We start from the raw sequence: 26812 nt of genomic DNA on the forward strand, positions 1-26812 counted from the left end.
CAGCAATACAATGATTATTGAATGCTGTAAAACTATTGTTATGCCCTTTGAAACAGGGGAGTTGAATGTTTCATAGTAGGGTAATGAATGTTGCAAAGAACTGATTTTCAGTGAAGATTATTGAACAACCCGACATCATCGGCCATTAACGGATTGTTGGGAAAAGTCCGATAAGGCTTTAATGCCAATAGCCTCCGGTGGAAACCGGAGGTCTTGTACCTAAACGATGAACCTGACAAGGCCCTATGAAAGGATCCTTATCACATTTGCATGCGTCAGTTCATCAGCATTTTTTGCCGGCAGCGTAACGACCAACCCCTTCTCAGTCCTTTCGAAGGTTAATGATTGCCTTGTTGGTACCCATTCCACTTTTTGAATTTCTTTCGGAAAATGCGTGCTGTTGATTGCCAGGTTTTTTATAGCAAGTTTCCCATCCTGCGGCCAACCCATTGCAGTTGCATAAAGCACATCGCCTTTCACATTAAAGCGAATATCTTCATGCGTAAATGGCTTTCCTTTCCCTTCATTAAAACCTTTATCACTAAGTTTTGCCTCCTGTGCAGGTCCTTCACCAAATATTTTCCATGGTCGTGTGCCATAAATGCTTTCGCTGTTTACTTTCATCCATGCACCTATTTCTTCAACGATCTTTCTTTCTTTTTCATCGATGGAGCCATCACCACGCACAGGTATATTCAACATTAAGTTGCCATTTTTGCTCACAATATCAACCAGGGATTGAATCACTGTTTTTGCTGTTTTGTAGCCATTGTGTTCATAAATTCCACGGGCATAGTGCCAGCCGCCAATGCAGGTATCCGTTTGCCAGGGCAGCGGTTGAATATCGTTGGCCTGCCCTCTTTCAATATCCCATACCATGGCCTTGCGTTGGTCCTCATTTAACATTTTTCCGTTGAGTACTGCCCGAAGCTCTCCCTGTTCTTTAATGCTTTTATTGTACAAATGAGCAGCAATGCGCAAGCCTGCATCACTAACAGGCCAGAACGGAAGCTGGTCATCGTCGAAATAAACTACGTCGGGATCATATTTGTTGATGAGGTCTATAGTGCGGTTATAAAACTTTTCAATGTAGGCTTTGCCGGGTGGATATACACCATTGCCCCAATCCCATTGCTCGGTGAAATTACCCTTTAACTGGCCGGGGCTCAACGGATGATTTTGTGCATATAGCTCTTGCGGGTCCAATCCTTCCCACCACTTTCCTTTGCCATCTGCTTTTGTAAGTTTTCCATCATAAGGGATACCTGCAAACTGTCCGGTTTTATCTGCACCTTGCGCCAACTCATACCAGATCCATGCGTGTGATGCATGAACACTCACGCCGAACGGAAGTCCATTGTTTCTTGCCGCTTTTGCCCAACCGCCAATCAAATCTTTTTTAGGGCCAATTTTGGTAGCGTTCCAATGCTTTTGATACTTGCTATCATACAAATCAAAATTGTCGTGGTGATTGGCCATTGCCATAAAATACTGTGCACCCGCATTTTTATACAAACTCACTAATTCTTCAGGATCCCAATTTTCCGCCTTCCATTCGTTGATCACGTCTTTAAATCCAAACTTTGAAGGATGCCCGTATTTTTCAAGATGGATTTTATATTGCCCTGATCCTTCCCCGTACATGTTTCTCGCATACCAGTCGCCAGCTTCGGGTTCACATTGCGGTCCCCAGTGTGCCCACATGCCAAACTTGGCATCACGAAACCACTCAGGTGTTTTATAATGCTGTAACGATTCCCATGTGGGTTTGAATGGCCCTTTTGCAATTGGCTCACCTGTAAAAGGCTCCTCAAAGAAATTATTACCCAATGCCCGTGATAACCACAACGATGGCAAAGTGGCGGCCATTCCTTTGATCAATGTTCTTCGCTTCATTTTTAGCAGTTAATGGAGTTGAATTACCTAATACAAATTTATCCTGCGGGCTTTCGTTGTCAATACACTAAAAAGACTTTGTTTTGTACAAATCCGACTTTCCCGGAACCAGAGCTCCAAACATGGACCGGGTTATTCCGCTTTCAAAGTGGTTGTTGCTACCGGAAGCGATCCGCTCCTGGCAGTGATGGTTATTTCGCCTTTCCTGCCTGTCGATTGTATGATAGCGATACATTTTCCCTGCCAGGCTTCCATCTGGTTCCCCTTTAAGGGCGTATGGCTTTGCTGATCACCATTGCCTACTGCAGCGAGTTTACCGGCCCCGGTGACTTCAAAAGTGATCCTATTGTTAGCAAAAGGAACCGGCAGGCCATTGACATCAAGCACCTGCACAGCAACATAACTCAGGTCCTGCCGGTTTGCCTTCAGCACTTTTTTATCAGGCGACAGCATTATTGTAGCCGGTTCACCGGCCGTTTGAACAGAAAAGGAAACCCTTTTTCCGTCTGCTGTTTTTCCTATGGCTTCCAGTTTACCTGGTTCATAGGGTACTTCCCAGAACAGGAAGGCTTCTTTGTTGAGCTCCCATTTGCGGGTGCCCAATGATCTTCCATTCAGTTTCAGTTCCACTTCCGGTACATTGGTATACACATGCACCGCCAGCGTATCGCCTTTCCGGTCATGGTTCCAATGGGTTTCGACCTTTGGCCAGCTCCAGAAAGAGCACAGCTCTCTATTCCTTGCCGATGTATCGGTTTGCACAGCAATATGTACCACGGGTTCCTTATTCCAAAGGGCTTTCCTGAACCAAAACCCGGGTTTTGGAAAGCCGCACATGTCGATCACACCGCAGGAAGCGCCACGCCAAGGCCAGGTTGGCCATTTTTCCCAGAATTTACAACCGGTACCTACATCGCCAATGCCTGCTTCACCGATATAATCAAACCCCGTCCACAGAAATTCACCTGCCACATAATCTTTCACCTGCCCCTCCAGCCATTGGTCATAGGAACGCAATTGCCAGCAATCGCCGGTGTGGTAGGGATATATCACCGTCTCGGACCCAAAGATGACCCGGTTGGGGTATTTTTCATGGTCTGTTTTATAAAAAGCCTCCTGGTAGTTGTAACCGACTATATCCAATAAACCGGCCATGCCAAAGGAATTGGCATTAACGATCTCGTTGCAGGCTGCAGTAAAGGGACGCGTATTATCGTATTTGCGCGAAGCTTCTATGAGCATTGGGGTGATCTTTAATGCATTTTCTTTATTATACTGCTCCCTTACTTCGTTGCCGATACTCCAGGCAATAACACAAGGATGGTTCCGGTCGCGCCTGATCCAGTTTTCAACATCCTTTTCGTACCATTTCGTAAAATGAGCTGCATATCCAGCTGGCGTTTTCCCGTCCATCCATTCATCAAATAGCTCGTCAATGACCACAAATCCCAAAGTATCCGCATACGCCAACAACTCCGGCGATGGCGGGTTGTGGCTCATCCTGAGCGCATTGCAGCCCATGCTTTTTAAGATCTCCAACTGGCGTTTATGTGTGCCATCCACCACGACGGCGCCCAATGGCCCGCCATCGTGGTGATTGTTTACCCCTTTCAATTTGACCTGTTTCTCATTTAACAAAAAACCTTTGTTGGGATCAAATTGAGCTATCCTTATGCCAAATGATGAAGCATAATGATCTACCACCTTTCCGCCCGATTGCACTTCTACCTGTAACTGATATAACCTGGGTTGTTCAACAGACCATAATGCCGGTTTGTTGATCCTGATGTTTTGTTCGATCTTCAGCTCCAGTCCGGCCCCCGCTTCCACTTTCGATGTAGCCCTCCCCGCTTCTTTACCGGCTGCATTTATCAATTTTGTAATTACTGTACAGGGCCGATCACCCCTCGTTTCGTTGCTCAATGCTATGGAAATATCAATACTGGCCTTGTCATTGTTGGCCTCTACGGTGCGGGCAAAAACTCCCCATTGATCAATATGCAGTTTGTTTTTAGCTACCAGCCATACATGCCGGTAAATTCCGGAACCGGTATACCACCTGGAATTGGGCTGTTCAGTGGTATTCACTTTTACAGCGATAACGTTTTCCTGGCCCGCAGGTTTCAAATACTGTGTGAGGTCATAATAGAAAGAAGAATACCCATAAGGGCGAATGCCCAGGTAATGTCCATTGATCCATACTTCGCTGTTGCGATAAACACCATCGAACAATACTTCCACCTTCCTGCCGGAAAAACCCGGTTCAGACCTGAAGTGTTTTCTGTACCAACCAATGCCGCTATAGGTATAGCCTCCACCTGCGCCAGTACGATTGGCCGAATCGAAAGGATGTTCGATACTGAAATCGTGCAGCACATCCACCAGGCGCCAGTTGGCATCATCAAATTCAGGCCGCTCAGCGCCGGGATGATCGTTCAGCGCAAACCTCCAGCCAAAGTCGAAAGGGATTTTCGTCTTATTAATTTTCTGCGCTGTTGAATACGATACTATTGACATAAAAACCATCAACAGCGAAACGCCAGAAGCTTTAATCGTTTTTCTACACTTTATCATTTGGTCCCTGAAACACGCGTTGTTTACCGACGTTTTTTGAAAATATGCTGTACAAAAAGATACAGATTGTTGGCCCACTCGGTATCGTCATGAGCATTGTCATCCACATGCCATACATGCGGCACCCCTTGTTTTTTGAGGTACTGGTGCACACGCTGGCTGACACTGATCAGTCCATCCTTATTGCCACAGCCAAGCCACAGCACTTTAAGTTGCTTCTTTGCTGCCACCAAATCCGGCAACAGTTTGGTGTCAGAAAGTCCCCCGAATTCATTAGTATTCGGGGCTGAAGAAAATCCACCGACGTAAGCAAAAGTATTGATGTGCGAAAGGCCGATATTCAGAGACTGGCCACCGCCCATGGACAACCCTGCGAGTGCACGATGTTTGCGGTCGGTGTAAACCGAATAGTGGGATTCGATGTAAGGAATGATGTCGTTGAGCAAATCGTTTTCGAAGGGCTTGCCATAACCTTTAAATCCGCCATTTCGCTCTTCCTGTTCATCAGGCTTGGGATTGGACACAGTTATGTTTGTATTACAATTAGGGAAAACCATAATTGCAGGTCCGATTTTACCGTCGGCCAGCAGGTTGTCGATGACATAATCAGCATGGACCCAGTAAGGCCATTGACCGGCGCCGGAGTTGAGACCGTGCAGTAAATAAATCACCGGATACTTTCGGTCGGGTGAATATCCGGGAGGTGTATAAACCAGCATCTCCCGACGTGTGGAAAGCGTTTTGGAGTCATACTGAACAGTAGCCATAGTACCGTGAGCTATATTTTCACGCTTGTCTCTGAACCCGGCAGGTGGATTGTCAAAGGCGGGCTTATCATCGGGTCCCAGCTTAGTTGGTCCCCCAAAGCGACCTTTGCTGGTGGACGCTGGTGTGGAATCTTTGACCACCACTGATGGTTTTTCCTGTGCATAACCTGAAATACCATCAGCTAAAAGCAAAAACAATACTATTAATACGTTATTCATATTATAGTTTTACCGGATTTATAAATAACAACCCCTCAGCCTCATCGGTGTGTAAAGAACACAAATAAAAATGCACAAAGGCGAAGCAAGTCTAACTCGGGTTTGTAATATCTTATTGGTGTCATACTTTTTAAAGGTAAATTTTAAACACCATTGCCAAGTCATTCGGAACCAGTTTTGGTTTTTGAATTGATAACGAACCAGCATTTTGTTTCCATGATATCTTTTCCTTGCTACCCAGTACTTCAATTCGCTTTACTACGCCATTACCTTTTGTTTTACCCAACGCTTTCAGCATCACTTTTTCCTCCGGTGTACCCAATACAGTAGCATATAAATTTTTCCCTTTCTGATTGTAGCGAATATCTTTTGCCGAAAATTTTATTTTTTCTTCGTTAAACCCAGGACCATTCATCGGATTAGCTGCTTCAGCAACCGGTCCTTCTCCATAGATTTTCCAGGGACGAGTATCAAAAATGCTTTCCTTGTTAATATCCATCCAGCCAGCGATGCCTTCGAGTATTGCCATTTCTTTTTCATCAATTGTCCCGTCTCCACGAATAGGAATATTCAGCAGCAGATTCCCATTTTTGCTGACAATATCAACCAACGTATGGATAACAGTCTTTGCTGATTTATAACCATTATTCTCATAGGTGGACCTTTTATAATGCCAGTCACCAATACACGTACAGGTTTGCCAGGCTTTGTTTTGCATCTTATCAGGAGCTCCTCTTTCCACATCCCAGACCATGCATTTTTTTTGGTCTTCGGTGAGTACTTTACCAAACAAAACAGCGTTGAGTTTGCCGTTGTGCGTGGCCATGTTATGATTATAGTAGTGTGCGGCAATTTTTAACCCCGCATCGCTTACAGGATAGAGAGGAAGTCCTGTATCATCGAAGTAGAGTAGATCGGGATTGTATTGGTTGATCAGATCAATCGTGCGGTTATAAAATTTGTCGCAATAATCCTGTGTTGGCACAGAAGCCCCATTTTTCCAATCCCATTGCTTCCACAAGCTGGTAATATTTTCGCTTCCCTCACTGAGCGTGTGATCCTGTGCATACAGCGCTTGCGGGTCAAGCCCCTCCCACCAGGTTCCCTTGCCATCCGTCCTGGTGAGTTTCCCGTCGTAGGGAACGCCGGCCAAAGGACCATTTTTATCTGAACGTTGAGCCGTTTCAAACCAGGTCCATGCATGAGAAGCGTGCACACTTAATCCGAAGGGAAGATTATATTTCTTTGCTGCATTGGCCCAACCCTTAATAATATCCTTCTTTGGACCAACCCGAAGGGAGTTCCATTCCTGGTATTTGCTGTTCCACAAATCGAGATTATCGTGGTGGTTGGCCATCGCAAAGAAATATTGTGCCCCCGTACGTTTGTAAAGGGCTACCAGGTTTTCCGGATCCCAACGCTGCGCTTTCCAGTCGTTGATCACTTCTTTAAACCCCGCTTTGGAAGGATGTCCGTAATGGGCTACATGCCATTTATATTGTTCACCGCCTTCATCGTACATGAACCGTCCATACCAGTCGCCCTGTTCAGGCTGACATTGCGGGCCCCAATGCGCCCAAATACCAAACTTGGCATTACGGAACCATTCGGGTACTTTATATTGTTGAAGTGATTGCCAGGTGGGTTCGAACTTGCCTGGTGCAACCGGTTCGTTGCCTGGCCTGACTGGCGATTGATAATTTTCCTGCGCGATAAGCGAATGAGCAAGAAGAGCACCAGTAATCAGTGAAATAATATGTTTCATTAGCTTCATTAATCTACAGATTTTATTTTTGAATAATCTCTTTCCAGTTATCTGTTCTGAAAGGGATAGCTGGCAGCCTTGCTGAATTTACCAGGTTACAGAGGGGATTGTCTGCCCAGGCATATCGCACGGCTTCAGGCTCCGCGACTTTATCGGAAGAAAGGATCACATGGTCTCCTTCAATAATGGCTTTTGCCCAATAAAACTTTTTGTCTTTGCCTGCAATGGCAAAACCCGTCACTTCTTTTCCGTCCCTCGTTGAAAGACCTGAACCCGTATTGGTGAAATTGATGCGGATACGGTTCCCCTCTTTCCGGAAATTTGTATACACCGGCCCAGATGCGATACCGGCTTGTTTGTACACCTGTTTATTTGCAATTAATGCCAGCCGGCGGCCCACTTCCTGTTTATTTTTCGGATGAATATCATTCGCTTCCCCAATATCTATGATGCATGCCATACCTGTGTTGGGCAGAGATAATGTCAACGTTTGCGCTTCGCGCAATTCGGCCCATTCACTTTCAGTGGGCAGCGGTTTTGTTTTCATGTAATTCGCCAGCTGAACAAACAAAAATGGACAATCGCCCTGCTGCCAGCGTTGCCGCCAATCGGTGATGAGCATCGGAAACAATTTTCTGTAATTGTAAGCAGCCCAGGCATTCGATTCGCCCTGATACCAGATAAATCCTTTGATACTATAAGGAATAAGCGGGTTGATCATGGCATTGAAGAGCACGGTGGGGTAATACTGATAGTTGAGTATTTTCGGAAAAGCGGTTTCAAGGTCTTTTTGATACAACCATTTCCCGGCTAAAGAAATTGTAGAAGCACCATCAGTAATATACAGGTCCTCTGCCGGAGGATTCAAACCGCCGCCGCCCCATAGCATGGCCATCCTGATAGCAATGATATTATCACCCTGTTTCACAAGGTTGGCTGGAATAGTATAATGATGCGTGGGATTCGCATTCCAGATATTCTTACAGATCTCCTGTCCATTGAAATAAAGGGAATAGTTCATTTCCGGATGGCCCAGATGCACTGTTAGCTCTTTCCCGGCAAAGGACCCAGGCAATGATACCTTTTTCCGTAACCAAACCATTCCTTCATAATTTCCAATTCCAAAATCTTTTATAACATTGGGCATTTCAATATTTGTCCAACCGGCATCATTATATTCCAGGGCAGGAATTATTTTATCCGTATTGTTTTGTGGATTAAAAACAATATCCCAAGTGCGTATCCAGTTCAAACTATCGGTTATAAAATCTTCCCGATCAAAACTAAGCGTATCATTACTGAGTGTTTTTGCTCTGGTAATGGGCGATGTAAGCAACATGTCGCGGCTCGTCCAGGCTTCCACCGGCGTTCCGCCCCAGGTGCTTTGAATAATGCCAACCGGAATATGCTGATCCCGATGAATTTTACGGGCAAAATAGTAAGCAACCGCCGAGAATTCCTTCACATTTGCCGTATCACAAACTTTCCATTTGCCAGATAAGATATCTGACTGTGGGGTCAATTGCTTGTCATGCTCAACAACAAGAAAACGTATTTGAGGAAAGTTGGCACTTTCAATTTCCTTACGCGCATCCCCGGACTGCTGCACCTGCCATTCCATATTCGACTGACCCGAAGCCAGCCATACATCTCCGATCAGGATGCCTTTCAGCTCGATTGCGGCATTGGGCTTTCCTGATTCAGCTATCTTGAGCACATAAGGACCACCTGCTTTAAACTTTGGAAATCGAAGCATCCATTTTCCGTCTTTACCGGCTTTGGTAGTGGCACGCACCGTCCCAAGTTCCGCTATTACCAACTTTCCCGGACTCGCCTTTCCCCAAACAGGAATGGAAATCCCTCGTTGCAAGACCATATTGTCGCCAAATACTTTCGGCAAACTGATCTGAGCATTAGAAAGCAAGCTGAATAAAAATAATGATGCTATAAAAAAAGATATGCGGATCGCTTTATTCATGGTCATCTTAATAATAATCTTACTTAACTGAAATTTTCTCCTTCTGAAAGATGTTATGGGATGAATTACCTATCTGCAGGATGTATTCACCGGCTTCAGCGTTCCATGCCTTTTTTAGTTCGTCGTAAAATGCCAGATCGGCCACTTTCACCTGCAGTTCAACGGTCTTCGTTTCACCAGGTTTCAGGAATATTTTCTCAAAAGCCTTTAGCTCTTTCTCGGGGCGCAATACAGAACAAACCGGATCGCTTACATATAGCTGCACCACTTCCGCTCCGTGCAAGCTGCCTGTATTTTTGATGGTAAATTTAGCATGAATGATCTCGTTTTTTCCATAGCTTACTTTATCCGTTGAAAAATGACTGATGGAAAAATCAGTATAAGAAAGCCCATAACCAAAGGGAAATTGCGGTTGAATTCTCTTCGTATCGAACCAGCGGTATCCTACCAGGATATCTTCTTCATAATTGACTTTCAGATCTCTGCCGGGAAAGTTGCCCAGGGCATGAGCAGGTGACTGCGACAGGGATACCGGCAGCGTGAACGGGAGCTTGCCCGAAGGGTTTATTTTACCACTCAGCAGATCGGCCACTACATTCCCGGCTTCCATACCTCCAAACCACGACCATAAGATGGCGGGTACCCGGTGAACGATACCGGCCAGTTTAACCGGCGACCCGGCAATAATAACCACTATTGTATTAGGATTTGCTTTGGCCACTTCCTGGATCAGGATCTCCTGCCCGTAGGGCAAATCCATATTTTGCTTGTCAGAGGATTCGGTATCAAAATCATGATTCAATCCACCGAAAATAATAGCAACATCCGATTCCCTGGCGGCTGCCACCGCTTCATCGATGAGTTTCCAATCCACTTTGTCGGCACTGGACTGGCCAGTGTTATTGCCTTCCCGGAAGGTAGATTGCTTTTCATACCCCTGTGCATAATTTATTTTTACCCTGGCGCCCAGCTTTTGCTGCAGGGCCTGCAGGGGTGTTATTTCATACAGGGTCTTTATTTCAGAACTGAGCCCGCCGCTGCAATGTTTACGGGTAGCATTATCACCAATGACGGCGATTGATTTTAGTTTATCGACCTGCAGCGGCAGCAGTTTACCCTTATTTTGTAATAATACCGCCGCTTCGGCAGCAGCATGATAGGCAGCCTGCTGATGTGCGGGGGTATTCATTGTACCTTTCTCCCGGTTCTTTTCATCGAAGACTTTGGTATTAAACATTACCCGTAATACGTTCCCCACTTTTTCATCCACCACCGATACCGGTACTTTTCCTTCTTCCACTGCCTTGACCAGGGGACTGGCAAAGTACCATTCATTGTAATCTTTTTTATCGGTACCCATTTCCAGGTCGAGCCCGGTTAAAGCCGCTTTCACGGTTGAATGTGCGGCCGACCAGTCGGTCATTAACACGCCCTTGAAACCAAATTCATTTCTAAGCAGTTGCCGGTTGAGGTAGTCATTTTCCGAACACCACTCCCCTCTGAACCTGTTGTAGGCAGCCATCACGGTATAAGCGCCGCCTTCCGTTACCGAGGCTTTAAATGCCGGCAAATAAATTTCACGCAAAGCCCTTTCGCTCATGGTCACGTCAATAGAGTCGCGGTGTTCTTCCTGGTTATTGGCCAGCCAGTGTTTTACGCTGGCGGCCACATCCTTCGACTGCAACGCTTTGATATAAGCAACGGCCATCTTTGAAACCAGCAAAGGGTCTTCACTCATGTATTCAAAGTTTCTGCCGCAAAGTGGAGAGCGGATAATGTTGACGCCGGGGCCCAGTAGAACATCTTTTTTCCGGTAGCGGGCTTCTTCCGCCAACACCAACCCCTGTTGGTAAGCCAACGCGGGATTCCAGGTAGCGGCCAGCGCTGTTCCCGGCGGAAAACAAGTCGCAGAATCATTGGTCCACCCTGCATAGGCCCAGTCGTGCCTGTTAATCTCAGCACGTACGCCATGTGGCCCGTCACTCAACGCCCATTCAGGAATGCCCAGTCTTTTTATACCTGCTACATAAAATTTTGAATTCCCATGCAGGAGGCTCACCTTTTCCTGTAAGGTCATTTGGCTGATCAAGGTGCGGATCTTTTGTTCAGTAGCCATATCGCCCGCTGCCGTTTGTTGGGCATCGGTTGCGAGCACCATCGACAATAAAACTGCGGGAAGCAATAAAATATTCAACAGGGAAGAACGCAGCAAACCAGGCTGTAACAGTTGTAGTTTCATATAACAATGCAATGATTAATTGAATGCTGTAAAAGTATTACGGTACTGTTTGAAACCAGGGACCGGAATGTTTCACAGTAGGGTATCAAATGTTACCAAAGCCTTACTTTCACCAGGTTTACTCAAGCCCCACCCGCTGCATAGGCATACAACAAATAGCTGCAAAAAAAGGAAGGAGTAGAAACTCCCTCCGCCTTGCAAAATTGCTATGCTAATAAAAAGATTTTTCTGAAGATTTCTTCCTGAGGATGCCCTCAACGGCATGCCGGTACCTGGACGAATTATTCTTTAGCGATATAATTATAAATTCCCACCTCGGCTTTTGAAGGAGTTTTAAATGCCATCTGCATGGACTTATCCGTTAAAGATATAAGTGTGGCTTTGGCGTAAACCTGGTCCTTCCCAAGATTCAGCGGAATCACACCAGAAAAACTCACTGTTTTGGCATCTTTGTCCAGGTAATAGGTTCCGGAAGTAATGCCACTGGTACTTATCATTTTCTGGTCTACTTTTACAAAGGGGCCGCCCTTAAGGCTGAATGTCATAGTACCATAGTCGCCTTTAGGACATAACCATGTATTGTCGGACCATTTAGGGGCCCATGTCCAGCAATTGCCATTTGGCTTGGAGCATTGAGAACCCCAGATGAGCTCATCCCCTCCAAAATACATCGGCCCGTCAAATACTTTGGAAACGCCATTGGCATCAAGGTCGAGCAGCCAGGTTTTTTCATTGCCCGGGCCTCCGCTTAAAAGGATCCATAAAGGATTGTTCACATAATTAAGGTTGTCTTTGGTAACATGAATGGTAATGGTATCCAAATACACGATCCCGCCATCGGTAATGGCGGAACGGGCTATCTTATAATCCCCTTTAAAAGCGTATCGCACAGTATCCGCGCGGCGCATAGATTTGCCGGTAGCGTAATCCCAAACCGGTTCCACCTTATCGGTATGGTTGATAAGGTAAACCGTATTGCCTCCGGGATCGACTGTAAGGTCTTGTTTCACTTCCATATTGATCGCCGACTTATCGGGCAATCCAGGCAAGCTGTAGTCTTTCTTTTTGCAAGACAGTACCAACACTGCAACTATAAAAACCAACGGTATTATTAGTTTAATGAGTTTCATTATACAATCTTTTAAATGTTAATATTGATATCTTTAAGAACGCAACCAACTTCATTACCATCCTGCATTTTGCTTCAACACTTCATTTGACAAAGTGATCTGGGAATAAGGAATTTGCGACAACCCTTTTGTTTCAGTGATCTTTGCTGCTGTAATGGTTTTTAGGGTATTCACGCCGCCATTTTGAAGCGTTACCGATTCGGCAATGGCAGTGGCAGCTGCATTTACTCCCTGGCGAAGCAGATCCCAGTAACGGATCCCCTCCCCTGCAAACTCCAGCTTTCTTTCATTCATAATATTTCCCTGGCTTACCGGTATTTGAACAAAGTTGGAACCGAATGCTCTCTGGCGTACCGCATCAAAATGTTGTTGCGCTTTGGGAGAGCCCAATTCAGCAGCCATCAATAACACGTCTGCATAACGAATAGAAACATAATCTTCAAACTGGCTGATCATGAAGCTTACGCCACCCATTTTTTCGGCAAGGCTTTTACCTGCAGCATCAGCCATCGGCGTGTATTTCTTCATGTAATACCCCGTGTATTCCCGCTGGTCTTTTAAGTTCTTGAAGTCAAGGTTTTCATCGCTAATGGAAATAATAGTAGCAACGCGGCGGCTGTCGTTCGCTCCATAAGCATTCCAAAGTTTGGGATTCACAGTTCCGCCTCCCCATCCCAGGCCATAAGGATAAATATTCTGAACCCGGATGCCAAACATCACCAGCCAGTTATTGCCATCCACATTGCCATTCCAGTCGCTCGTATACGTGTATTTGATAGCAAAAACTGTTTCCTTATTATCTTCACCCACATAATTATTCAGCGAAGCTGCAGGCCAGAGATTGGCAAAATTGTCTACCAATCCAAATCCCCCATTCGCAATTACATCTTCCACGTAAGCCAGTGCCTGCGATTTGGAAACGACACCTGCCAGATCCGGTTTATTGTAATAACCAGTATAGTAAAGAAATACACGGCCAAGCAAGGACGCTGCAGCCCATTTGGTCACCCTTCCATAAGTAGCAGGCGCCTGGGCGGTATATTTTACTGCCGGAAGATTCGCCACAGCAAATTTCAGGTCATCAGCAATAAGCCGGTAAACACTATCGGGTTCCGCCTGCGCAACATTTTCCGTGGAAGGCTTGGTAAGCAACGGAACATGTCCCCACAACCTTACCATATCAAAATAACAATTAGCGCGGATGAACCTGGCTTCAGACTCATAAACATTGCGCAAAGCCCCCTGCCCTTTCCAATCCACCTGGTCAAGATGCGTTAACAACATATTGGCACGGTAGATAGCCTTATAATAATCTTTCCAGTCACCCTCAAACATATTTTGATCACTGGGCGAACGCTGTTTATCAAACTCGTCCACCATTTGAATGCCAAAACCGTCTGCATTACCGGCGCCGCCAAATGCATTGTCCGACATGATTTCTGCCGCCAGTGGCACCGCCATTCCGCCTGACCATACACGTTGCAATCCATCATACACCCCCACCAGCGCCTTATAGGCATCGTTGGGAGTTTTATAAAAATTCTGATCCGAAATACTTGTTACATCTTCCGTGTCCAGAAAGCTTTTATTACAAGCAGCCAGCGACAACAAGGTAATTACCGCGATATATAGATTTATTTTTTTCATGATTTTCATTTTCAGTTTGATTAAAAACGGATGCTTGCACCAGCCATTATGGTTCTAGGTCTTGGATAGTAACCTACATCCACTCCTGAAGAAAAGCCTTCATTGTGACCGACTTCAGGGTCCATTCCGTTGTATTTGGTGAATGTAAAGGCATTCAATACAGACGCATACAGTCTTACTTTACTCAGGAAACTCTTCTTGGCGATCCTCGCAAAATCATAGCCAAGTGTGATGGTATTGATGCGCAGATAACTGCCATCATAAACGTACAGGTCGGAGAATTGCGCCCAGTTGGTACCTTCTTCCGTTACTCTTGGAATTCTATTCGATGATCCGGGACCAGTCCAGCGTTCCAGTATCTCCGCAGAATAATTTGCACGGCCACCCGGACTTCTCCATGATTGTACCAATTGGTTGCCGGCTACGCCCGATGCCTGCACCAGGAAATCAAAACCTTTATACTCTAGTGATACATTAAATCCGAAAATGAAATCAGGATTAGGATCACCGATCTTTGTTCTGTCGTTATTATCGATAACGCCATCTCCATTCAAATCAACATAGCGAAGATCACCTGGCTTTACACCAGGCTGAATGGGATTGCCTGTCTTACCTCTGTAAGCATTTACCTCTTCTTCGGTTTGGAATACGCCTGCCGTTTTTAAACCCCAGAAATATCCAACGGGAAAGCCGTTTTGTGCCCTGTAAAACTCCAGTGCATTGGCAAACAACACATTGGTATTACCATGAATGATGTGATCTTTGGTAGGAATGTTCCCAATCGTATTTTTATTATACGAACCGTTAGCGGCAATGGAATAATTAAAATTTTTGCCTATGCTGTTACGGTAATTAAGCGCCAGCTCAACGCCGGTATTCTTTACATCGCCACCATTGATGGTTATATTTTCAACGCCTGAGGTAGCAAGAACAGGTACGTTAATCAACCAATCCCTTGTTTTTTTAATGTAATAATCGAAACTAACATTCAGCCCTTTCAACAGCGTTGCATCAAATCCAATATTGAATTGCTCTGATGTTTCCCATTTTATCCCTGGATTTCCGAGACTGCTTGGCCAGGCGCCTTGTACGTTGCTACCTTCAACAGGCCCAAAACTATAACCAGCCTGGTTAAAGCTTATCAGTGACAAATATTGATATCCCGCAATATTTTGATTGCCTACCTGGCCCCAGCTTGCCCTGAGTTTAAAGAAATCCAGTCCGCGAATGGTTTGCATAAAAGCTTCCCTCGATGCAATCCATCCTGCTGACACGGAAGGGAAATAGCCCCAGCGATGACCGGGTGCAAAATTGGAGGAGGCATCGGCACGGAAAGTAGCATTGAACAAGTATTTCTCCTGGAAGTTGTATTGCAATCTTCCGAAGTAAGACATCAATGCCGATTCAAAAGGCGCACCGGTTGCAGAAAGGTGATTGGATTGCGCCGACCGATCCTGGGCAACGTCCAGATAGGCATGCTGCAAGTCAAGTACACGCAAGTCCCAGTTGGTACCATACAGACCGGAACCTTTTGTTTTCAATGCTGAACTTCCAGCCATCACACCGAAGCTGTGCTCTTTTGCTACCTTAAAATCGTAGCTCACGGTATTATCAAATTGAAGGGTTTGACCAGTGCCCATTGACTGATACACGGTGGAGGTATCAACGCGCGCAAAAACAGAAAGGTGGTAGGGAGGTGTAAATCCATGGCTTTGGTTACTCCAATAATTCAGGCCCACGCTTGTGCGAATCCTCAACCCTTTAATGGGTTCAATTTGCAAATACGCATCACCAAACAATCCCTGGTTCTTGTTCCTGCCATTGGAGCCGTAATACATCGCTGCATACGGATTGGATACACCATTGTCCCACTGCGGGTCACCTACAGTTCCGGGGTTCCATCGAAGGCTATCTGACCTGAAGAAGTCGCCTGATGCATCGTACATCGGCAGGAAAGGAGAGGTAGAAAAGGCAGCCCGTAAAGTATTATTGTACTGCCCACCGGTTTGAATACCATGGTTGTTTACGTTGTTGAACGTAAGATGCTCGCCTAACTTGATAATATTCTGATACAAATTATGCTCAGAGTTAATTTTGAAAGTATAGCGTTCGTAATACGAGATATTTTTACCGCCAACAATCCCGCCCTGGCTCGTATAACCCAGGGATGTCGAATATGTAGATCCTGCATTTCCGCCCTGGGCGCCCAATACATAATTTTGTGTGGGAACATTCTTCACGAACATTTGATCGAGCCAGTTCGTATTCACCGGCAGCTTGCTGATTTCATCATTCGTGAAGTAGGGGATCTTGCCGGAATTAACGGCCTGCTCATTCATGATCGTGGCATACCCTTTTGCATCTAATAACTGTGCTTTCTTGGGTACATTTTGAAGACCATAGTAAACATCCAACGTGATCTGTGCTTTTTGATTTTGTTTTCCTGATCTTGTGGTAACCAGGATGACACCATTAGCAGCCTGCGAACCATAGATGGCCGCAGAAGCAGCATCCTTTAAAACATCAATGGATTCAATATCGGCAGGGTTGATTGAATTCAGGTTCACTCCCTGAACACCATCAACCACCACCAGTGGCCCAAAATTGCCAATGGTACCTTTACCTCTGATGATCACGTTGAATCCGTCACCTGGTTGCCCGGAAGAAGAAGTGATCTGTACACCCGTGGCCTGGCCCTGTAAGGCCTGCAACGCATTGGTGGTATTTTGCTTTTGAAGATCCTCCCCTTTCACCTGCAGGTTGGCGCCGGTCACTAATTTTTTCTTTTGCGTGCCGTAGCCGATCACCACTACTCCTTCGAGTTGGTTTTCAGCTTCCTGCAACTGAATATTCAGATCGCCGGAGCCCACCCTTACCTCCCGGGCAGTAAAACCGATGGAAGAAATTACCAGCACCTCACCGGTTGAGGCATTGATGGTAAACTTCCCGTCCTGGTCAGTCATGGTAGTGCGACTGGTGTTTTTTACAGTAACCGTTGCAGCCGACACCGGCGTTGCTATACGTTGGCTAATGACCCTACCGGTCACTTTTTCCGTTTGGGCAACGGCATTTGTGTTTGCCAGGAATATTGAGAAAATGCCCCATAGCAGCAATGTTCGCAAGCGAACCGTTTTGATTGATTTCATATGTAATTGTTTATCGGAATGATCGTAAAAGCGCCCGGGAGTTATTCTGCAAACAAGGAGTGCTGCCAGTATGGCATTAAAAAGGGAAGAATTCGGAGAATCCAATAGTTTCATATACGCAGCATTCAATCGTTCAAGAATGCTGTAAAACTATTACTGTGCTGTTTGAAACAGGGGCCTTAAATGTTGCAGATTAGGGTTACAATTGTTGCAAAAGACTGATTTTCAAAATATTTTGTTCACTAAGAAAAGGCTTAAGCGCTTTGATCTTTTTGATTGACTGCATATTGCGAAGGCGTAACCTTAAATTCTTCTTTAAAAAATTTAGTGAAGATCTTGGGGTTGTTGAACCCTACTTCGTAGGCAATTTCGGCAACAGACATTCCGCTTTTATCTAATAACCGGGCAGCTCTTTTCAAACGGATGGAACGGATAAACTCCAGGGGCGACTTGCCGGTAAGCGAATGGATCTTTCTGTACAGGGTGACCCGGTTCATAAACATATCCCGGCTAAAATCCTCTACAGAAAATTCAGGGTTATCCATGTGTTTTTCAACAAGTTCCAGCGCCTGTTGCAAAAACTTTTCGTCAACAGATGTTACTGTTACTTCCGACGGATTAACCTCGATCTGCGTCCGGAACCTTTTTTGCAATAACATTTGCTGGGCCAACAGGTTCCTGATCCGGGAAGCCAATATTTCAAAAGTGAAAGGCTTGGTAATGTAATCATTGACCCCCACTTTCAAACCCTCCAGTTGTTTCTCCTCACTTCCCATGGCCGTCAGCAGGATGACCGGGATGTGGGCAGTAAGCGTTTCGGTTTTAATTTTCCTGGCCAGTTCAACGCCATCCATTAAAGGCATCATAATGTCGCTGACTACCAGGTCCGGGTTCAGCAGTTTTATTTTTCCCCAACCCTCCTTTCCGTTCACGGCTTCTTCAACATGATATTGTGCTTTCAGGTTGTCTTTTAAATAAAAACGAAGGTCTTCATTGTCTTCTACTATTAGTATCGTTTTTTTCTTACCGCTCTTTTGGCTTTCTTCCAATATTACCTGTTCTGTTTCTGCTGCCGGTATGGGGTGGGTGGTGGTGCGGGGTAAAGGCTCCCCTATCTTTTTTGCAGGCAGTAAAACGGTAAAACAAGTGCCTTTCCCCGGTTCGCTTTGTACCCTTATGATCCCCTGGTGCAGTTTTACAAACTCTTTTGTAATGGCCAAACCAATACCTGTTCCCTGGTTCACCATATCTGCCGGCATATCAGTTTGAAAGAACCTTTCGAATATCTTATCGTGTTTATCGGCAGGAATTCCGATGCCTGTATCTTTTACTTCTATGGCCAACGTGCCATCACCTTCCTCTTTTGCAGGCGGATTGTACACAAGATTGATGCTCACCATGCCGTTATCGTGTGTATATTTAAAGGCATTGGAAAGCAGGTTGAATAAGATCTTCTCCATTTTATCCTTGTCGAAGTAAATTTCCAGGCTATCAATATTAGCAGAGAAAGAAAATTGAATGCGCTTCTTTTCCGCAATATCCATAAAAGAGTGGCTGATGTCTTTGCAAAACCTGACAATATCGCCTATGGAAGGATGCAATTTTATTTCCTGTACTTCCATCTTCCTGAAATCGAGCAGTTGATTTACCAGGTTTAATAATCGTTTTGCATTCCGCTGAACAAGATTCAGTTGCTTTCTTTGCTCTTCATCGGCCGTATGGTCAATGATCTTGTTCAACGGTGCTATGATGAGGCTTAACGGTGTACGGAATTCGTGGCTCACATTGGTAAAGAATTTTGTTTTTAACTGATCCAGCGCATGGGCCCTTTCCGCTTCCCTGCGTTGTTGTTTCAGTTCAAAGCGCATGTGTATCCTGTCCAGGGTAATACGCCGGGCCAGCGTGAACAATCCTGCAGCTATTAACGCGTAAATAAGATAGGCAAGCGGCGTTCGCCAGAATGGCGGCTCAATATTGACCTGTAAGGTTTTCACCTCACTCCACAAACCATCCGTTGTTAAAGCCTTTACTTTAAAGGTATAATGACCGGGGCCAAGGTTTGTGTAGGTGGCCCTCCTCTGGCTGCCATCAGCATACAACCAATCTGTATTAAACCCTTCCATCATGTATGCATATTTATTGCGGGCACTATGCCCAAAATCCAGAGAGGCAAATTCAATAGAGAAAACATTTTCTTTGTACTTCAGGCCAATACTTTGAAGTTGCGACAAAGATTGCTGCAACAGCACACGGTTATTGATCAATTCCCCGGGCTCAACAGTATTATTTAATATTTGCAAACCCGTGAAAACAATTTTAGGGCGATAAACAGGTTGCCGAATTGTAGAAGGATCAATAATATTAAAACCGGAAGGACCTCCGAAGATCAGTTCCCCCGCCCGTGTTCTGAGTGCTGCATTGTCATTGAATTCACGGTTCTGCAGGTTGTTCGTCTCGTCATAATTAATGGCAGAAAAAACAAGACCGGATTTGTTTTGTTTTGGAATGACATTACACAGTCCGTTGGGAGTAGAAAGCCAAAGCGTCTGATGATCATCCTCAAGAATGTTCAATATCATATTATCGGGCAGGCCATCTGATGTAGTGAATGTCTGAAATTGTTTTGCCTGCTCATTGAACAAATTCAATCCCTCCCGGGTGCCTACCCAAATTCGTCCCTTACTGTCTTCCAAAAGACAAATAATACTATTGTTGCTTAAATCATTTTTATCTTTTGAGCTCTGATAAAAAACCGGGATAGTTTTATCCTTTTCAAAGATGACGATCCCACCGGAGGTACCCACCCACAAATCCCCTTTCTTATCCTGCAGCATAGTGGAAATATAGTCGAAAGGAAATGGATTCTGTAGCCCTTTATTGTATTGCTTATGCTTAAACCGGTTTGTTGCTCTGTCAAAAAGGTCCAAACCGCTACCCAGGGTACCTATCCACAAATTCTGTTCCCGGTCTTCAAATATTTCCCACACATTATCATTGGCCAAACTCGAAGTATCACTATCGCTATGCCTGTAGTGTGTGAACTTTCTCCCATCGAAGCTGTTGAGGCCGCCAAAGTAAGTTCCTATCCAAAGAACATTCTCATGATCGATGCACAAGCTTACAATTACGTTATTGCTCAGGCTATTTTTATTGTAGGGATCGTGCAGGTATTGTTTGAATGTTTTTAACTTTCTGTCGAAAAAAATCAGCCCCCCTCCATTGGTCCCAATCCAGATATTACCGGATTTATCCTCGACAAACCTGTTGACATCGTCGTATGGAAGGCTCTTTACATTCGATTCCTGGTGACGATAAAGCGGAAACAGTACAACATTACTATTTAGATAACTAACGCCCTGTTTATAAGTTCCCAGCCAGATAATTCCATTATCGTCTTTATACATGGAGGTTATACTGTTTTGACCGAGACTCCGCAGATCTTTGGGGTCGTTGAGAAGATAACTGGTTCGGAACTTATCTTTTTTATCGATCAGCGTTACACCGCCATGGTCCGTTGCCACCCAAATCAAGCCTTTGTTATCCTGAACGATTTGACTCACCAGGTTTGCGTTCAGCCTGGAAGGAAATGAATTTTCATTAAACTGTTTGATCGAATTATCCTGTGGTTGAAAAAGAAAAACTCCATTATTGAGACCCCACAGCCAGATATCGCCATCATTATCGATAAAAAGGCCATAAGGACCAGTGCCTTTGTTCAGGTTTTGAAACGTGGTACTGGAGAAAACGATCTCATTTGAATTGATATCATATTTTTGCAACAATCCATTCTGATACACCAGCCACAATTTCCCGTCTTTTGTTTCTTTTAGGGAAGTAATTTTTTCGGGATCATTAAAGTCCTGCTTTTTCCTGAAAGGTCTTATTTTTTTTTCTGTACCCAAATAGAGGTACAGGTCCAGGTTGTCATAAAGGAACCAATACCTCCCGTTGTTCCCTTTTACAATATTGGCTATTGTACCGGAAGGCAAACCGAGCGACTGCAAATAGCCATTATAATTAACATCGAATTTCTCAGTAGACGAATTATAAATACAGGCTCCCCCCATTGTTAATACCCATATTTTCCTGTTGGGAAGTTCATAAAGTGAACGAATATTGTTATCCAACAGCGAAGAGCTGTCATTGTATTTTTTACGGAATACCTTGCAGGAATATCCATCATAGCGGTTGAGGCCAGACATAGTGCCAAACCATACAAAACCGTCCTGGTCTTTTAATATGGTATTGACCTGATTATGTGAAAGACCGGTATACGTGTCGAGTTTGTAAAAATTATAGTGCTCACTTTGAGCAAAAAGGGAAAGCGATTGTAACAGCAAAACAACACAAATAAAAAAACGCATCACATCAAGTTTAACTGAAAAAAGATCTTATACAAAATTCGGTGTGTATTTGCACAAAATCATTGATCAAGTTAACAAAAATGAGCCGGGATTATGTTTTTTTTGGCTCCGTGACTCATTCTAATACGTCATGACATCCAATTCTGCATATCCGGCGGCATCGTTGTTCTGGGTGTTACGCAAGGCACGTAGCTTAATGTAACGCGCCCTTACCGGTTCAAACTTTTTGATTTGCCATAAGGGATTATTCTTAATATTTGAAAACTCGCCTTCATCTACCAGTTTCCATTGCGCATTGTCCTGAGAAACAAAGAACTGGTAGTTGGTAATAATACCGTTATTCTGTTCCTGGTCAGGCAGGTACCTGAACCCTGACAGATTCTCCACCTTTCCTAAATCAATGACAATATCTATGGGCATTTTCTTATCCCTGCCCTGGTGCCAGGTAGAATTTTGATTGCCGTCAATAATATTATCCACTTGCTTATCATCAATATTCACCACCTTCCAGGCTTTCCGGGCTATATCGAATTTTTCATGGCTTACCAGGCTGCTTTTTCCTGATGCAGGGTCATAAGCGATGGCCTTCACCTCTATCATCCCATCGGTCTGAACCGGGCCGGTATATTTTATAGACGCCTTTGTTGGCGCGCTGCCGTCCAGTGTGTAATAAATTACCGATTCCTTATCAGCCGACCCGATGTTTATATCACCTGTTTTATTCCTGGTGATCGTAGGGGCGGTCAATACCGGGGGAGCATTGTAAATTGCCAGGTTCGAAATGACCGGACTGCTCTTTGAACCGGTAATGTTAAAACGTACCTGTGTCGCCTTTACAGTGGGAAAAAGCAGGATGCGCTTATAACCGATGGTAGTGGCTTTGGCCAGTTCTTTCCATGTCCCGTTCACCAAAGCCTCTACGGAAAAGGCTTTCACGCGTTGCCCCAGACGAATATACTCCTGTACAAGAAAGCGGTTGAAACTCGTGGGTTTGCCCAGGTCTATGGTCAGTGAGGCGGTTGTCACGCCATCGTCGGTTGCCCAATAAGTATTTTTATCTCCATCTGTTACCTTACCGGCATCAAATTTTTTATCGTTTCCCCGAACGTTGGAAGCTTTTACTTTCGATTTCGCCGCCAGGTTCACTGCAAACGTCTCTCTAACTGATTTAGCCAATTGCAGTGCTGCTCTTTCGTCATTTTCATGTATCAACCCATGCCTGTCTATGGGAAAATTAAGCAGCAATGTTCCGTTCCGGCCGAAAGAACTGTACCAGGTATTCAGTAATTGCGGCAATGTTTTCACCCTGCTGTCTTCGTATTCGTGGTAAAACCACCCGGGTCGGATAGAAGTATTCACTTCGCCGGGAACCCATGAGTCGCCATTTTCTACGCCATGATGCAACATATCCCACGGCACATCGCCTGTAGCGTTCAACAGGCTCCAGTTTGTTTCGCCGACCCATCCACCTTCAGTTCCTACCCAGCGCAGATCTGCTCTATCACCGCCATCATTCCATATCACGATCCTGGGCTGTAGTTCGCGGATGAGTTTATAGGTGTTTGGCCAATCGTAATAGGTTGTGCGATCTATCTTGCGGGTTTCCCGGACGCCGCCGTAATAACCTGAACCGCCATTGGCCCCGTCGAACCAAATTTCGAAAATATCTCCATAATTGGTAAGCAGTTCCCTGAGCTGGTTCCTGAAATAAGTAATGTATTCAGGACGGCCATAGCCGGGATGATTTCTGTCCCAGGGCGACAGGTATATGCCCAACTTCAAGCTATATTCTTTACAGGCGTTGGCCAGATCACGAACGATATCACCCTTACCGCCGCGCCAGGGAGAATTTTTAACAGAGTACTCGGTGTATTTGGAAGGCCATAAACAAAACCCGGAATGGTGTTTGGCTGTCAGGATAATCCCTTTCATGCCTGCTTCCTTGCAAACACGCACCCATTGGCGGCAATCCAGTTTATCGGGATTAAAAATTTTTGGATCATCCTCACCATACCCCCATTCCTGGTCTGTATAAGTATTTGTAGAATAATGAAGAAACGCATAATATTCCATTTCCTGCCATCGCATCTGATTTGCATTGGGAACAGGGCCAAAAGGTTGAGGCGCCTTTGTTTGGGCATACGAGAAGCTGAACATACAGATGTTGAGTAGCAATCCGAAGACACAAAACCTTGTCATAATGTTTTTGACGTTTAATGCACAACATTGTTTAACTGATCTTCAATACAACTGCATAGCTGAGCGCCGGCCTGTTATCCGGCAAGGTCACTTCCAACGCATCCCTGTTTCTTTGAAAACGAAGTTCTGGTCCGCCTACCAGTTCTGCCTTGTTAATAGCAGCGGTCCTCAGCGCATTTCCTTCGGAAAGACTTTTGATCGTTACTTTTCCGTTGTCGGGCCATCCAAACACTATTGCGTACAAGGTATCGCCCTTAACGGTAAAACGCATGTCGGCCGGGCCAAAGCGCTTCCCTTTTCCTTCATTGAAACCCTGTGCCGAAAGCGGGGCCGCTTCACTTATAGCAGGCCCTTCGCCATAGATTTTCCAGGGCCTTGTATCATATATACATTCAGCATTGATGTTCATCCAGGCTGCTATTTCTTCCAGAATGGCCGTTTCCTGGTCATCAATGGTACCATTTCCTTTTACAGGAATGTTCAACAGCAGGTTGCCGTTTTTACTCACTATATCTGCCAGCGTATGGATCACGATTTTGGCCGACTTATACCATTTGTTCTCATACGCCCTTTTATCATAATGCCAGCCGCCAATGCAGGTATCTGTCTGCCAGGTGAAAGGTTCTATTACGTTGCTTTGGCCCCGTTCAATATCCCACACCATGCATTTGCGCTGCATTTCATCCAATATCTTTCCATTGAGCACGGCTTGTAATTTCCCCTTGTTGCGCTTAATACTTTGGTTATAATGATGGGCAGCTATCTGCAGACCTACATCACTGACCGGATACAAAGGCAATACTGTATCATCAAAGTAGATGAGCTCCGGCTCATATTTATCTATCAGTTCCAGGGTCCGTTTCAGGAATTTATCGCAATATTCTTTTGTTGGTACCGCCGCTCCGTTGCCCCAATGCCATTGACGATGTAGTGCACTACCATTCCGGCTGTTTTCGCTTAACGGATGGTTTTGTGCGTATAATGCCTGCGGGTCCAGACCTTCCCACCAGGCACCCTTTCCATCTGCCTTTGTTAATTTCCCATCATAAGGTATCCCTGCCATGGCGCCGCTTTTATCACTTCTTTGTGCGGTTTCAAACCAGGTCCAGGCATGTGCAGCATGTACGCTTACACCGAATGGCAACCCGTGCTTTCTGGCAGCTTTTGCCCAGCCTCCAATGATATCTTTTTTAGGCCCCACATTGACCGAATTCCAGGGCTGGTGCCGGGAGTTCCAGAGATCGAGATTATCGTGGTGGTTGGCCATGGCAAAAAAGTACTTCGCCCCCACCCTTTTGTATAATGCAACGAGCTGCTCAGGGTCCCACTGTTCAGCTTTCCACTGATGGATCACATCTTTAAAACCAAACTTTGAGGGATGACCATATTTTTGAAGATGGTACTTATAATGATCGCTTCCTTCTTCATACATGCCACGGGCGTACCAGTCGCCATGTTCCGGTTCGCATTGCGGCCCCCAATGCGCCCAAATACCAAATTTGGCATTGCGGTACCAATCCGGCACCTTATAGCCCTGTAATGAATCCCAGGTAGCCTTAAAAGGGCCTTTGGCAAATTGTTCTCCCAGTGATTCCAGGAAAGCCGCTCCGGCCTGTTTCGATAAGAGATAAACCGGCAGCGATAAGGCCAGCTGTTGGATCAATGCCCTTCTGTGCATGGTTGATTTTTTATTCATATGGCGCAATTATGGCAACACAGTACCCCTGTAATAATGATTTACCCTAACAAAATTAAACCGTGGCAATTTTTTACGGCATCATGAATAAGACTTTGTTTTATATAAATCCGACCATATAGCTTCCGGCAGATCCATTTCACTACCGGCTTTGCAGGTTATTTTTATTCATCCAGGCTGATCATTGCTTTTATTACCCCCGTATCAGGCTTTAGCCAGCTTTCAAATTCCTGTACCACATTGCCAAACGAAGTCCGATGGGTGATATATGTTTTCGGATCGACCGCTCCACTTTTCATAGCTGTTATCACGTGCTCAAAATCCTGCCGGGTGGCATTGCGGCTGCTCATAAGGGTAGATTCACGCTTGTGGAATTCGGGATGGCTGCAACTGAATGCCTCTTTTTGCAATCCAATGAGCACATAGCGGCCACCATGGGCCAGGTAGTTGATACCATCATTAATGGCCTTCAGGTTGCCGGTGGCGTCAATTACTACAGAGTCCATGTCGCTATTGGTATAAGTACTTAACCATTCCACAGCACTGCCATGCAAGGGGTTGATGGTATGCTCAATGCCTATCTGACGGCTGCAAAAGGCCAGCCGGTCATCGCTTACATCCATTGCTATTACTTTGCCTCCCGCAATCCGGGCAAACTCCATGGTGCCTATGCCGATGGGTCCTGCACCGATCACCAACACAGCATCCCCTTTTTCTATCCCTGCCCTTCGTACGCCGTGGGCACCAATAGCCAGGGGTTCTACCAGTGCCAGTTCATCATAGCTAAGCCCTTCTCCATGCACCAATGCATAAGCCGGCACCTGCAGGTATTCCACCATTCCGCCATCCACATGCACGCCACATACTTTGATCGCTGCACAACAATTGGGTTTCCCGGTACGGCAGGCAATGCAGCGGCCACAATTGAAATAAGGGATAAAAGTGACGGCCTCACCTGGCGAAAAGCCTGGTGCATTATCAGCCTCCACGAGCGTTCCGGACAGTTCATGTCCCAATATGCGGGGATAAGTAAAATAGGGTTGTGTGCCACGCCAGGCGTGCAGGTCGGTGCCACAGATACCGATGCGCCTGATCTGAATGATAGCATGATCTTTTTTCAATACCGGCTTTTCCGCATTCACCCAGGCAAAGCTGCCCGGGGTAGTACATATCAATGTTTTCATTGTTTCCT

Annotated in this window: 13 protein-coding genes; all 13 read right to left on the reverse strand. The window is 45.3% G+C overall.

Annotated features, from left to right (window positions below; genetic code table 11):
• Positions 1-243 precede the first annotated feature (243 nt).
• Positions 244-1896, reverse strand: a complete 1653-nt coding sequence (locus tag HB364_RS31940; RefSeq protein WP_167292519.1) for an alpha-L-fucosidase — start codon at positions 1894-1896, stop codon at positions 244-246.
• 132 nt (positions 1897-2028) lie between these two features.
• Positions 2029-4413 (reverse strand): glycoside hydrolase family 2 TIM barrel-domain containing protein, encoded by a 2385-nt coding sequence (locus tag HB364_RS31945; protein ID WP_167292520.1) that lies wholly within the window; start codon positions 4411-4413, stop codon positions 2029-2031.
• Positions 4414-4493: 80 nt separating this feature from the next.
• The gene (locus HB364_RS31950) at positions 4494-5456 is read right to left on the reverse strand and encodes an alpha/beta hydrolase (RefSeq protein ID WP_208420172.1); all 963 of its coding nucleotides are present in this window, start codon (positions 5454-5456) and stop codon (positions 4494-4496) included.
• A gap of 130 nt (positions 5457-5586) precedes the next feature.
• Entirely contained in the window at positions 5587-7221 is a 1635-nt protein-coding gene (locus HB364_RS31955; RefSeq protein WP_167292521.1) for an alpha-L-fucosidase, read from the reverse strand.
• Between the two features lie 22 nt (positions 7222-7243).
• Positions 7244-9097, reverse strand: coding sequence for a sialate O-acetylesterase (locus tag HB364_RS31960; RefSeq protein ID WP_246228676.1), 1854 nt, complete (start codon positions 9095-9097; stop codon positions 7244-7246).
• Positions 9098-9218: 121 nt separating this feature from the next.
• Positions 9219-11438 (reverse strand): glycoside hydrolase family 3 C-terminal domain-containing protein, encoded by a 2220-nt coding sequence (locus HB364_RS31965; protein WP_208420174.1) that lies wholly within the window; start codon positions 11436-11438, stop codon positions 9219-9221.
• A gap of 281 nt (positions 11439-11719) precedes the next feature.
• Positions 11720-12568 carry a hypothetical protein gene (locus HB364_RS31970; RefSeq protein ID WP_167292522.1) on the reverse strand — a complete coding sequence of 283 codons (849 nt, stop codon included), beginning with the start codon at positions 12566-12568 and terminating at the stop codon, positions 11720-11722.
• Between the two features lie 54 nt (positions 12569-12622).
• Positions 12623-14215 (reverse strand): RagB/SusD family nutrient uptake outer membrane protein, encoded by a 1593-nt coding sequence (locus HB364_RS31975; RefSeq protein ID WP_167292523.1) that lies wholly within the window; start codon positions 14213-14215, stop codon positions 12623-12625.
• A 20-nt stretch (positions 14216-14235) separates the two neighbouring features.
• The gene (locus tag HB364_RS31980; protein ID WP_167292524.1) at positions 14236-17361 is read right to left on the reverse strand and encodes a SusC/RagA family TonB-linked outer membrane protein; all 3126 of its coding nucleotides are present in this window, start codon (positions 17359-17361) and stop codon (positions 14236-14238) included.
• Positions 17362-17615: 254 nt separating this feature from the next.
• Positions 17616-21725, reverse strand: coding sequence for a hybrid sensor histidine kinase/response regulator transcription factor (locus HB364_RS31985; protein ID WP_167292525.1), 4110 nt, complete (start codon positions 21723-21725; stop codon positions 17616-17618).
• Positions 21726-21845: 120 nt separating this feature from the next.
• Positions 21846-23924, reverse strand: a complete 2079-nt coding sequence (locus tag HB364_RS31990; RefSeq protein WP_167292526.1) for an alpha-L-fucosidase — start codon at positions 23922-23924, stop codon at positions 21846-21848.
• 31 nt (positions 23925-23955) lie between these two features.
• Positions 23956-25620 (reverse strand): alpha-L-fucosidase, encoded by a 1665-nt coding sequence (locus tag HB364_RS31995; RefSeq protein WP_246228677.1) that lies wholly within the window; start codon positions 25618-25620, stop codon positions 23956-23958.
• A gap of 164 nt (positions 25621-25784) precedes the next feature.
• Positions 25785-26804 (reverse strand): zinc-binding alcohol dehydrogenase family protein, encoded by a 1020-nt coding sequence (locus HB364_RS32000; protein ID WP_167292527.1) that lies wholly within the window; start codon positions 26802-26804, stop codon positions 25785-25787.
• Between the last annotated feature and the right edge of the window lie 8 nt (positions 26805-26812).

Source organism: Paraflavitalea devenefica, from assembly GCF_011759375.1.
In the GTDB taxonomy this organism is placed as follows: Bacteria; Bacteroidota; Bacteroidia; order Chitinophagales; family Chitinophagaceae; genus Paraflavitalea; species Paraflavitalea devenefica.

Bases quoted from the DNA above. Each gene is read 5' to 3' on its own strand.
- HB364_RS31945 (WP_167292520.1), bottom strand. From the start codon at position 4,413: ATGTCAATAGTATCGTATTCAACAGCGCAGAAAATTAATAAGACGAAA.
- HB364_RS31950 (WP_208420172.1), bottom strand. From the start codon at position 5,456: ATGAATAACGTATTAATAGTATTGTTTTTGCTTTTAGCTGATGGTATT.
- HB364_RS32000 (WP_167292527.1), bottom strand. From the start codon at position 26,804: ATGAAAACATTGATATGTACTACCCCGGGCAGCTTTGCCTGGGTGAAT.
- HB364_RS31940 (WP_167292519.1), bottom strand. From the start codon at position 1,896: ATGAAGCGAAGAACATTGATCAAAGGAATGGCCGCCACTTTGCCATCG.
- HB364_RS31980 (WP_167292524.1), bottom strand. From the start codon at position 17,361: ATGAAATCAATCAAAACGGTTCGCTTGCGAACATTGCTGCTATGGGGC.
- HB364_RS31960 (WP_246228676.1), bottom strand. From the start codon at position 9,097: ATGGTCTTGCAACGAGGGATTTCCATTCCTGTTTGGGGAAAGGCGAGT.
- HB364_RS31990 (WP_167292526.1), bottom strand. From the start codon at position 23,924: ATGACAAGGTTTTGTGTCTTCGGATTGCTACTCAACATCTGTATGTTC.
- HB364_RS31955 (WP_167292521.1), bottom strand. From the start codon at position 7,221: ATGAAACATATTATTTCACTGATTACTGGTGCTCTTCTTGCTCATTCG.
- HB364_RS31975 (WP_167292523.1), bottom strand. From the start codon at position 14,215: ATGAAAAAAATAAATCTATATATCGCGGTAATTACCTTGTTGTCGCTG.
- HB364_RS31985 (WP_167292525.1), bottom strand. From the start codon at position 21,725: ATGCGTTTTTTTATTTGTGTTGTTTTGCTGTTACAATCGCTTTCCCTT.
- HB364_RS31965 (WP_208420174.1), bottom strand. From the start codon at position 11,438: ATGAAACTACAACTGTTACAGCCTGGTTTGCTGCGTTCTTCCCTGTTG.
- HB364_RS31970 (WP_167292522.1), bottom strand. From the start codon at position 12,568: ATGAAACTCATTAAACTAATAATACCGTTGGTTTTTATAGTTGCAGTG.
- HB364_RS31995 (WP_246228677.1), bottom strand. From the start codon at position 25,620: ATGAATAAAAAATCAACCATGCACAGAAGGGCATTGATCCAACAGCTG.